The 10,756-nt window shown below is 43.5% G+C and carries 9 protein-coding genes; 2 read left to right on the top strand and 7 right to left on the bottom strand.

Annotated features, from left to right (window positions below):
* Positions 1–227: 227 nt before the first annotated feature.
* The 7 genes from Q0081_RS21790 to Q0081_RS21760 all read right to left on the bottom strand — a co-directional run bounded on the left by Q0081_RS21790 (position 228) and on the right by Q0081_RS21760 (position 8,900).
* Positions 228–806, bottom strand: coding sequence for an LUD domain-containing protein (locus Q0081_RS21790; RefSeq protein WP_298358500.1), 579 nt, complete (start codon positions 804–806; stop codon positions 228–230).
* A 113-nt stretch (positions 807–919) separates the two neighbouring features.
* Entirely contained in the window at positions 920–2,281 is a 1,362-nt protein-coding gene (locus tag Q0081_RS21785; RefSeq protein WP_298358497.1) for a lactate utilization protein B, read from the bottom strand.
* Positions 2,282–2,418: 137 nt separating this feature from the next.
* Positions 2,419–2,769, bottom strand: coding sequence for a four helix bundle protein (locus Q0081_RS21780; RefSeq protein ID WP_298358494.1), 351 nt, complete (start codon positions 2,767–2,769; stop codon positions 2,419–2,421).
* Positions 2,770–2,890: 121 nt separating this feature from the next.
* Positions 2,891–3,625, bottom strand: coding sequence for a (Fe-S)-binding protein (locus Q0081_RS21775; RefSeq protein ID WP_298358492.1), 735 nt, complete (start codon positions 3,623–3,625; stop codon positions 2,891–2,893).
* A 154-nt stretch (positions 3,626–3,779) separates the two neighbouring features.
* Complete coding sequence (locus Q0081_RS21770; RefSeq protein WP_298358489.1) at positions 3,780–4,946, bottom strand: VCBS repeat-containing protein; 1,167 nt, start codon at positions 4,944–4,946, stop codon at positions 3,780–3,782.
* Positions 4,947–5,113: 167 nt separating this feature from the next.
* The gene (locus tag Q0081_RS21765; RefSeq protein ID WP_298358486.1) at positions 5,114–8,191 is read right to left on the bottom strand and encodes a PVC-type heme-binding CxxCH protein; all 3,078 of its coding nucleotides are present in this window, start codon (positions 8,189–8,191) and stop codon (positions 5,114–5,116) included.
* A 364-nt stretch (positions 8,192–8,555) separates the two neighbouring features.
* The gene (locus Q0081_RS21760) at positions 8,556–8,900 is read right to left on the bottom strand and encodes a helix-turn-helix domain-containing protein (RefSeq protein ID WP_298358482.1); all 345 of its coding nucleotides are present in this window, start codon (positions 8,898–8,900) and stop codon (positions 8,556–8,558) included.
* Positions 8,901–8,992: 92 nt separating this feature from the next.
* Between Q0081_RS21760 and Q0081_RS21755 the strand changes: the two genes are divergently transcribed.
* Both Q0081_RS21755 and Q0081_RS21750 read left to right on the top strand, forming a co-directional pair.
* Positions 8,993–9,973 (top strand): NADP-dependent oxidoreductase, encoded by a 981-nt coding sequence (locus Q0081_RS21755; protein WP_298358479.1) that lies wholly within the window; start codon positions 8,993–8,995, stop codon positions 9,971–9,973.
* A gap of 87 nt (positions 9,974–10,060) precedes the next feature.
* A complete protein-coding gene (locus Q0081_RS21750) occupies positions 10,061–10,669 on the top strand; it encodes a hypothetical protein (protein WP_298358476.1) in 609 nt (202 codons plus the stop codon).
* Positions 10,670–10,756 lie beyond the last annotated feature (87 nt).

Raw genomic sequence — 10,756 nt, 5'->3', positions numbered from 1 at the left:
TTTAGAAACGGACTACAAAATATTAGTAATCAGATTGTTAGCTATTTAGATTTGGACATATACTTAGGATTTATCAAACTCAAAAAATATTCAATTGTTCAAATTGTGTAGCAGTATAACCATTGGTATTGTTTCACCGCCAAGCCTTTCTCTCTTATCTTTTAAAAAGAAGATTGGTGTTCTCCCTAACCTTCGGCATAAAATTCACGATTTCATTCTTTTGTAGTTTAATCCATCAAAAACGCAAGCATTGATTTGGGCCCGTGCGCCCCCAAAACAAGCGATTGTTCAATGTCTGCGGTTTTGGAAGGACCTGCAATGAATGCCCCAAAACCGTAGCTTGCACTCCCGATACGAGTATAAGCATCGTGCATTTTGGGCACAATTTCTGATTTTTTGACTACCAACGCCAATGTTTCGGCAATAAAAGGGGCGGCCCTTTGGCCCATTTCGGTCTCGGTTACCCAAACCGAACCATTTTCGGCAACGCCAAATTGTCCCTGCAATACCGCCAGTCCCACGTTTTCCAAGGAGTGTGGGTCTGAATTCAACCAACTGTTCAGCGCTGTAGCGGAAAGTGCCGTCAGATTGGTAACAATGCGCTGCCCTGCAAAATGCGTTTCAATATAGGTCTTGATTTCGTCCCAATCTTTGACGACAACTACCTCTCCGCCAATCGCCGTCAAAACCGACTTGAATTGTTCTGCTAAATCAGCGTATGGATTGCCAAAATTCTGAATTTCGGGCAAAGGAGTTAAAGCAGGTTTATTTTTGGCAACCGCAGCCAATATTTTTTCACGACTCATTTTTTATTGTCGATTGTCGATTTTGGATTTACAATTTGGGTTCGGCCTGAACTTATAGTTTTGTAGCATTAATGAAAACTTATATCCCTTTCGCACTAAAAACTGACTTCTGACTACTCACTTCTATTCTTCTTGTACCATTCCCCAAACGACTCTTTGGGAGGCTCGGGCATCTCGCGTTGTTTAAACCACGGATTCAGTGAATTATTCACCACAAAAGGTGCATTAGCCATCGTAAAACGACCGATTTTTCCCGATAAACGATACACCGCAGGATTAGACAACACGGCCGACATGGCTTTCATACTCAATGTTTTAGCCATGGGAGAATGTCCACTTTTTGTCAATACCTGCCGCCATTCATAGAGTTGCTCATGAATATTGATTTTGACAGGACAAACGTTGGAACAGCTTCCGCAAAGCGTACTCGCGAAAGGCAAATCTGCATTCTTTGTCATGTCCAGATTGGGTGCTAAAATTGCTCCAATCGGCCCGGCAACGGCATTGTGATAACTGTGCCCGCCACTGCGACGATACACAGGACAGGTATTCATGCAGGCACCGCACCGGATACACTTCAATGAATTACGAAACTCTTCGCGTCCCAATTGCGTCGTACGTCCGTTGTCCACAAAAACAATGTGCATCTCCTGACCAGCGCGCGGTTTGGCAAAATGACTTGAATAGGTCGTAATCGGTTGCCCCGTAGCCGAGCGCGTCAACAGGCGTAGAAAGACGCCCAGATGTTCGCGTTTAGGAATAATTTTTTCAATACCCATGCAGGCAATGTGAACATCGGCCAAGTGAGCGCCCATGTCGGCATTCCCTTCATTGGTACAAACTACAAATTCCCCCGTTTCAGCCACGGCAAAATTCACACCTGTGATGGCTACCCGACGCGTCAGAAATTTTTCGCGGAGGTTTTCGCGAGCGGCGTGGGTCAACAATATGGGGTCTGCACATCCTTCCGGTGTTCCTAAATGCTTATGAAACAGCACCCCGATTTCTTCTTTTTTCCAGTGAATACAGGGTAACACAATGTGGCTTGGCGGTTCACCCGCCAATTGCACAATCCGTTCACCCAAGTCAGTATCAACCACTTCCACCCCATTTTCTGCCAAATACGGATTCAAATGGCATTCTTCCGTCAACATGGATTTGCTCTTCACCATCTGAGTTACCCCCTGACTTTTGAGAATCGAAAGGACGATTTCATTATGTTCATGGGCATCAGCTGCCCAGTGAACGGTAATGCCGTTTTTTTGCGCATTCTTTTCAAACTCAATGAGGTAGTTATCCAACTCTGATAATACATTGTGCTTGATTTGCGAGGCTGTTTCGCGCAGTGCCTCCCATTCGGGAATGGCAAAAGCCGCACGGTCACGCTTTTGGCGTACCCACCACAGCGTTTCATCGTGCCAGGTAGTACGGTCAAAATCTTTATTAAATTTTTCGGCAGCGTCAGCGTGGTTCATTTTTTTATTGTCGATTTGCGATGTACGATTGTCGATTGATGTCGATTTGCGATGTACGATTGTCAATTGAGGGTTATTTTCGAGGTACGATTGTCGATTGAATAAATAATAAATCGACAATTGACAATCGAAAATACTTATCGGTTGTTTTTTGCAGAAATATGAGTGGCAGCAAAGATTTTTGTTAATTGAGTCGCTTCTTCAAGTAAGGATTCTGCATCCTCTTTTTTTACTAATTTTCCCTCTATCATTAATTCTAACCAATAACAAGATTCATCTGCTTCCTCCTCTACGATTCCTATTTTTGCAATGAATTCAGCCCTTGACCTTCCTCTATTGGCAGCGCGGTAATTGGCCCCCACTGACGTTGCACTTCTTAATAACTGATTACCTAATACTTTGCCTTTTGAGTTGTTAGGTAGTACATCCACAAAATCCATAACTGATAACGCAAACTTCTTCGTGCGTTTTATTAACTCTTCCTTCATTTTTTATTTCCAATTTTCGATTGTCAATGGCCGATTTAATTTTTATTTCTAATCCCAAATCGAAAATGGGCAATCACAAATGGCTGTTTCCAATCATAAATCGACAATCAGCAATCGAAAATCATTTCGAGTTCAAAATTTCAGCAATGTGCATTACTTTAATCGGCAATTGACGACGGCGAATGACGCCTTCCAAGTGCATCAGACACGACATGTCTCCCCCTGTTAGAATTTGAGTGCCGTTTTTGACGTGGTCGTCTACGCGGTCAATTCCCATCCGAACAGAAACGGCTTCTTCGGCCACACAGAATGTTCCGCCAAAGCCACAACATTCGTCCAACCGGTCGAGCTTGACTAACTCTAAACCGGTAACCATGTTCAATAGTTTTTCGGGTTTGGAAAAAGGCGGCGCGACCAATTCCGACATTTGCGCAACATGAAGTCCGCGCTGACCGTGGCAGCTCTGATGTACGCCTACGCGATGAGGAAAATGAGCCTCTAAATTTTCGACTTTCAAGATGTCTGTCAAAAACTCGGTAAGTTCGTAGATATGCGTACGAACGTGCGTAGCTTCCACCTCTCGTTTGTCGTCGTGCAGATGGTCTTTAATGTGCAATACGCAACTTCCTGAAGGCGAAACGATGTAATCGTATTCCGAAAAATTACTAATAAATAGTCGATTACAGTCATGAGTCAGGTGTTCGTAGCCTGAATTGGCCATGGGCTGGCCACAGCACGTTTGTTTGGCAGGATAGGAAACCTCGCAACCAAACTTTTCCAACAATTGAAGCGTAGCGATACCCACTTGCGGGTAAAACTGATCTACATAGCAGGGAATAAATAAGCCAACTTTCATAGTACAAACTTACGTTATTCCCCGCTAAATTGCTGTCCTGTGGACACCTGTTTTTTTAACCTCACCCTAAATCCATCTCCTTTCAAGCGAGGGATTTTTTACTCCCTTCTCATGGAAGGACGTGGCCGCCCGTGCGGAAGGGCTGGGGATGAGGTTATTTCTGCTGCAAAAACACATATACCCCTTTTTTATTGGCAACTACAATATCAGGAATTTTGTCATTGTTCATATCCTCGGTGACAACGTGAAGTCCTACACCCGAGTTATTGTCGATTTCGTGCGGTGTCCAGGTGGGTGTAGGACTGGGTTTGAATTCAAACCAGTACAATACAGCAGGCTCAAACTCTCCCGGGTCGTGGCCATTGTGCGCAAAATACCGTTTTCCCGTTACCAAATCCTTCTGTCCATCGCCGTTTATATCCACTAAACTCACTCCGTGGGTTTGAGAGAATACTTTATAAATATCGTGTTTTGTCCACGTTGGGTTGCCCTGCCCGTCTTTCCCCTGTTGGTGCCACCACATGCCATAGCTGTGCGCCGAAGCGCTGATCACATCTTTCAGCCCGTCCTGATTAACGTCCAAGAGATACATTTGTGAGCAATCTTCTCCCAAATTTGCCTTGTGAAACGCCCAATTGGTTTGTTTGCGGTCAACGGGCGCTTCCCACCAACCTTCTTTGATGAGCACATCCAGGCGGCCGTCATCGTTCATATCCACTAAACCCAAACCGTGAGTGAATCGGTGTGTACCGGGAATATCTCCTTCTGCAATCACGGTCTTTTGCCATTCTATCTCCCCTTTTTTGGTGGGAGATTTTAACCAAATAATCTGCTTGGATTCTGAATCATTACCCACAATATCAGGTCGGCCGTCGCCGTCGATGTCCCCAAAATACGGTGATTCATTGCCCAACGATTTACTGATCGTGTGTACCTTCCAGTGTCCGGGCTTATTTTGTGGGTTTTCGTGCCACACGACCGGAATGCCAGGATAATCCACCCGTATCAAATCTATCCAACCGTCCTGATTAACGTCCATGCTGAAATTGAGGAACGAATTACTGTATCCTCCATTGACGGTAAACGTATCACCCTTAGCGATTTCGTGGCGTTCCCAGTTGGGAGCCTGAAACCAAAAAGCACCCACCATCACGTCCTTTTTACCATCGTGGTTGACATCGCCTACGGCTACGCCTTCCGAAAAGAACATCTTCGTAAGCGTTTGTTTGGTAAAGCTGACGTCTCTTCCTTTTTGGGCAAAACAGGTGATTTCTAATAGCAGAAGAGCAAGTAAGAAAAGTGGCTTTTTATTATTTTTCATGAGTATTTTAATGTAAGTTTTTTACTGTTCTTTTGAATCTGTCCCCTTTTTGGTGTTTAATTGCCAAGACAGGTTGGGGGTGAGAACATCCACCAACGGCGTAAGGGCTAGACTACTTATTATTGTAAGTGAAGACTTTCCAAGTTTTGGAAACTTGGAAAGTCTGGTCATTTGGTTTTCAACAAAAATCCCAAAAGTGCGTAAAAGTCTTTTTCGGGAATGGTGTTTCTGAATTGATCGGGCATTAAGGTGTATTTGGAGGCTTTGTATTCTTTGATATCATTTTTGGCTATTGAAAACTCCTGCCCTGACGGATTGGCAAAAACCATTGTTTGCCCTTCGGTGCGACGGAAAAGGCCCGTCATGGATTGCCCGTTGTTCAGCGTAATGTTGTAATTCCGAAACGCTTCCGAAATATTTCGATTCGGGTCCAGTATCTTTTCAGCGAGTGCTTTCTGCCCCCAATTGCCGATACCGTCCAATTGAGGCCCAATCAATCCGCCTGTTCCTTTGATTTGGTGGCAGGTACTGCAATTTTGGGTAAAAACAGCTCTACCTGCCTCCGCTGATGCCTTTGCCGTTTCAAAAGCGGTCAATCGTGCCTGAATGAGTTTTTGTCTTTCTTCAAATTCATTGGCACTGCCGGCCGTCAATTGGTCCAACTGCGCTTGCTGTTTTGGATTTATTTTGGCTGCCAATTTTTCTTTTACGGCCACTTCACGCAGCACATCCACGTTTATATTTTCCTCTTTCAACGCATGTAATAAATGGTCAATTCCTTCTTCCGAATTTGCCAACGCTCCCGAAATCACCACCTGCAAACTGCGGGCACTGCCAATCAACCCTTTCTCCAACAATCCATATATTTCGGGAGAAGGCGTACGGGCCAAAACACCGGCCAATTTTTCCCGCAACGAAACGCTCTCCGAGCGTTCCTGAAATACTTCCCCAATCAAAGCGACATTGGTTTTAGGGGCAATAGTCATTAACGCATTGGCCGCTGCCACGCGTACTTTATCATCAGCGCCTTTTCTCTGAACCCATTTCTGCAATGGAGTCTCTAAAGCGGCTACTTTAAATTCTCCCGCTATATCGGCGGCCTGTACGCGGCGAGCGATGAGCGCCGCAGCTTCTTTTTCCGTTACGGGCAGTTCCAAGTAATGCCGAGCCATCGTTACTCCCCATTCCTGCATGGGCAGCGTCACTGCCAAACCGCTTTGGGACACTCCTTTCCGTAAGGCACCGTACAACGCAAATTGCCCGTCCTGATTCGTCGCGAATTGCTTTTGTACCAAGGCTATCGTTTCATTCAGTTGAGAAGCGGTCACGTAGCGCCCAATGTATTCCAGATTTTTGCCAAATTCCTCGGCCGTTAATTCGTACGTTTTCAGATAATTCAATACAAACAGCGCCACTTCCGCCGAAGGAATATCCAACGAAGCTTTCACCAATACCTTCCGTTGGTCTTCGTTCCATTGTGCAGCGGCCACTTTCTGAATCATGCCTTTGGCCGCCAAATTCGTCCGCAACGCCAGCAACGCCGTATATTTTAAATGCGAGTCCTCGTCGCTCGTTTGCTGATACAAGGCCATCAACGGTTTGATATTTACCAAGGCAGGAAAGCGCGTAAGCACTTCGGCCGCAATGCGTTGTACAAATGCGTCTTTACTTGTCAATGCCTCTATCACTGAATTTCGGTGAGAATCACTAAGCGTTTCAAACTCTGAGAAAATCCGAAACCCGTGGACTTGTACCAAAGGGTCTGCATGAGTCAGGGCTTTGTTCAAAAGCGGTTCGGGTAACGCCCGCAAACGATGCAATATCCACAATCCCTGCACAAACGTTTGTCCCGTTGTCGTAGCCGACGCCATCATTTTGGTCAAGGGCTCCACTGCTTTTTCTTTCCAAACATCCACCAAACGGTCGGCTATTTTCAGGCGCACGTTCAGTTGGGGATGCTGCAAACCCGCCATCAATTCATCCAATGTCGCCTTTGACCAGTCTTTGACGGGAATATCGCGGTGGGGTTGATTTCCTTTGTACGTAATTTTCCAAATCCGCCCGCTCGCCCGGTCACGGCCTGGGTGATTCAGCGGTACTTCGTAGTGGCCGATGATACGGTTGTAAAAATCGGCAATGTACAGCGCTCCGTCGGGCCCGACTTTCACATCTACGGGTCGAAACCACGGGTCTTCGCTCACCAAAAAATCAGCTTCTTTTTTGGAAACGGGCGTTGAACCTTTAAACGTAATCGTATTTCGGCTCACTTTGCAGGTGACCACGTCGCCGTTGTAAAAACTGTTGCGGTATTCGACGGGGAATTGTTCGCCAAGGTAATAGACCAAACCCGAAAGCGCCGTAGAGCCCAATTCATAGCTCATCATTTCGGGCGCAAAACCAATTCCTGTGGGCCTCTTGCCAAAATGCGGATAATCTGCGCCTTTAATCAGTTGATAAATGGGTTTGGAATGGCAATCGACCGAATACAAAAAACCTCGTTCGTCGTACGCGTACCCAAACGGGTTGACCCGCCCGTACGTCGTTTGTTCCACGCGACTCCCATCCGGCCGAAACCGAAAGGTATTGCCCGACACCATCGTAATCGAATCACCATCCGTCCCTGCAATTGTGGACGTATTGTTATAACCGTGGCACGATTGTACCCAACCGTCAAAACCCCGCATCAGATTGCTCACCATGCCGTGCGTATCCCTGTGCCCAAACTCGCCAAACAGCACTTTGCTCTTGTCGGCTTTGCCGTCGTTGTTGGAGTCCGTAAAATGATACACGTTGGGAATGCTGTATGCAATCGCCCCGTCGGACACGGGCATAATGCCAATCGGAATATTGAGTCCGCCCTGAAAATCCGTGAAATGATCGGCTTTGCCATCGCCGTTGGTATCTTCCAAAATCGTGATTTTATCTTTCCCGGCCCCCGGAACGGCGGGCATTGGGTACTCCGTCGAATGCGTTACCCATAAACGGCCTCGGTCATCAAACTCCATATTGATGGGTTTGGCAATCTGCGGCTCGGAAGCAAAAAGCGTAATCTCAAAACCCGGCGGTAATTGAAAGCCCTTTCGTTCCTGCTCCGGCGTCCGAAATTCCGTTGTCCGAACGTGGTCGGCAAATTTGTCTTTTTGGACGGCGTTCTTTTTGGGAACGTTACACCCCTGCGCATACAGTAACAACAAACTGGTGCCAACCCATAGGGCCTTATTCTGAAAAGAAAGGGGATTTTTCATTTTTCCGGAAAGAAAGGCTTTTAGTCAAGGTGTAGGAGGATTTGCTACTAAAATGGAAAGACAGCCCTTTTTTACCCAAAATCATTCATTTTTTTCGGGGAATAGTGAAAAGTGAAGTAAAAAAGGCTGGTGACAAACACTAACCTCGCCTTAAAATAGGTGAGTTATATGTGTTAGATATTTGAAAAACTTTTCTTTAGGTTTGGACTGAGCATTTCAAACATCTGCTGGCTTAGGCATAGAAATCCAAAATATACGCCATAACAACCGACAGCAAGCGGTTATAAGCATTTGAAAACAGTTGAGTGACGTATATACAATCGTTGGCAGTAATGCTAGGAGCGACCGTCAAAACCGACAGAAATTACTTTGACGACTTTTTCAAATCCTTCAATCCCCAATCGGACATACTATCAATAATTGGCAACAAAGTTTGACCATATTTTGAAATTTTGTATTCCACTCTTGGTGGAATTTCTGCATAAATAATTCGTTCCAAAATTTTGTCTTCTTCCATCTCTCGAAGTTGGTTGACCATCATTTGCTTGCTAATATTAGGTATTGCCTTTTGCAACATAGAAAATCTGTTGCAGTCTTTTCGTATCAAATGAATAATGACAGGCTTCCATTTGCCACCTATTTTATTCAGACAATGTGTAACTGGGCAATTATTCGGGTTGAATTCTTTTTTTTTTCTTTTATTTTCCATTGGTCTATAATTTTAGACTATAGCCATAATCATTGACTATACTTATTATTGGGACAAAGGTAATAATTTTGTCAAATCATTAAATTACAATTATGCAAGCAATCATTAGAACCAAAGCAGGCAAAGAATTTTCTACAATGAAAGTTCAAAATATAGAAAGTCCTAAAACACAATCAGGCGAATTAAAAGTGAAAATGGTATCAAGTCGGATCAATTCAGTAGATATGGATTTGATGAAGGGTTTTCCTTCCTTGAAATACAAAAATCCACAAATTGGAGGAATTGACGGGTCTGGTATTGTTTTGGAAGTTGGCAAAAATGTTACAGATTTCTCTGTGGGTGACAACGTTATTTTTTACCGATTGTTCAGTGACATTGGAACTTGGGCAGAAGAAATTACCATTCCTGCAAACTACTGTGCCAAAATTCCGAGCAACATAGAAGTTAAGGATGCAGGAACAATTGCATTGCCTTTGCTTACAGCCTATGATAGTTTGATACAACTAAATCCAAAGAAAGGTGAAAAAATCCTTATTCACGGAGTTGGCGGTGGTGTTGGGTTTCAGGCATTGCAAGTAGCCAAACAAATGGGACTTTTTGTTATTGGCACAGGCAGTCAATCGGACAAAGCTGTTTTAGACAAAGCAGGACTTGACCAATTTATCGACTACAAAACACAAGACTTTTCGCACGTGTTGAAAATCAAAGAAGTTGATTATGTTTTTGACGTGCTTGGTGATGACATTCTGAAAAAATCAATTGCTTTGCAACCTAAAAAAGTAGTTTCTGTAAAGTTTGTTGATACTTCAAATATGCACAAAGCAGGTGTTAACTTACCAGGTATTATGAAATGGTTGATGAAATTGATGATGGGGAAATTCGTAAAACTTGCACAGAGAAATAAAGTGGAACTCATAGGGCAAGTTACAGGAGCTAATGGAAAAATGTTGCAAAAAGCAGTTGACCTAATAAGTGTAAACTATATTTCAAGAGACTTTAAATCACTATCATTAACGGACATTTCAACAAACGGACTGACTAAAAATGATGTCGGGAAAGTGATAGTATTCTGATAAAATAAATAAGCACTACTGCCAACAGCGGTTTTGCGTCAGGCGGGGTTTCGTGCTTCGTTTGACGCTTTTTGCTATATTTGAACTGTGGTTCTTCGTATCGAATGCAGTGCTAAAGAACCCGCCCGAACGCAAAGCCGCGGACCGTTGGTGGCTACCGCAAGACGAACTTGTGGCCGTTCGAGACAGAAAAAATCAGTTCAAAAAAAATTAACTACAATATTTATGAAACAAATACTAATCGTCTTATTTAGTACAGTCGTTTTAAACGCAAATGCTCAATACTATTTTTCAATAAGCGACCTTCAAAAAATTTGCAAAATGACTTCAAATGATTTTGATACTTTTTTAGTTGGAAAAGGTTATTATTATGACAGTCAAATCTCAAACGAAAAAACAATAATATACCGAAATACTATTGACCCCAATATGAGAGTATTAAGAACTTCTTTACCCAATGAACCCATTTTTGTTGATTTCAATTCAGGCAATTCTCAATATTATTTAAATCTCAAAACTAAGGTATTAACAGTTAAAAATGCCTGGAAGTATGTTGGAGAAAGATTAACTGAACCTGGCGGACAGAAAATCATTAATTACAGGTTTGCAAAATCAAACTTCATTGTAGAGTTATATTCTGCTGCTGTAAATGATACAAAAAGGTACGCTATCCATATTTATTCTATTAAAAAATAGTACTTTGCAAAGCACATGTTTTTTGTAACTTTGCTTCATGGAAGCAAAAAAGAAAAAACGCCAATCAAGCCAATACGACAAGATTTT

The sequence above is a fragment of the Runella sp. genome (assembly GCF_027484545.1).
Lineage (GTDB): Bacteria > Bacteroidota > Bacteroidia > Cytophagales > Spirosomataceae > Runella.
This window is presented reverse-complemented; position numbering and strand designations above follow the sequence as displayed.

Coding starts and splice junctions, on each gene's coding strand:
- Q0081_RS21790 (WP_298358500.1), bottom strand. CDS start 806: ATGAGTCGTGAAAAAATATTGGCTGCGGTTGCCAAAAATAAACCTGCT.
- Q0081_RS21785 (WP_298358497.1), bottom strand. CDS start 2,281: ATGAACCACGCTGACGCTGCCGAAAAATTTAATAAAGATTTTGACCGT.
- Q0081_RS21780 (WP_298358494.1), bottom strand. CDS start 2,769: ATGAAGGAAGAGTTAATAAAACGCACGAAGAAGTTTGCGTTATCAGTT.
- Q0081_RS21775 (WP_298358492.1), bottom strand. CDS start 3,625: ATGAAAGTTGGCTTATTTATTCCCTGCTATGTAGATCAGTTTTACCCG.
- Q0081_RS21770 (WP_298358489.1), bottom strand. CDS start 4,946: ATGAAAAATAATAAAAAGCCACTTTTCTTACTTGCTCTTCTGCTATTA.
- Q0081_RS21765 (WP_298358486.1), bottom strand. CDS start 8,191: ATGAAAAATCCCCTTTCTTTTCAGAATAAGGCCCTATGGGTTGGCACC.
- Q0081_RS21760 (WP_298358482.1), bottom strand. CDS start 8,900: ATGGAAAATAAAAGAAAAAAAAAAGAATTCAACCCGAATAATTGCCCA.
- Q0081_RS21755 (WP_298358479.1), top strand. CDS start 8,993: ATGCAAGCAATCATTAGAACCAAAGCAGGCAAAGAATTTTCTACAATG.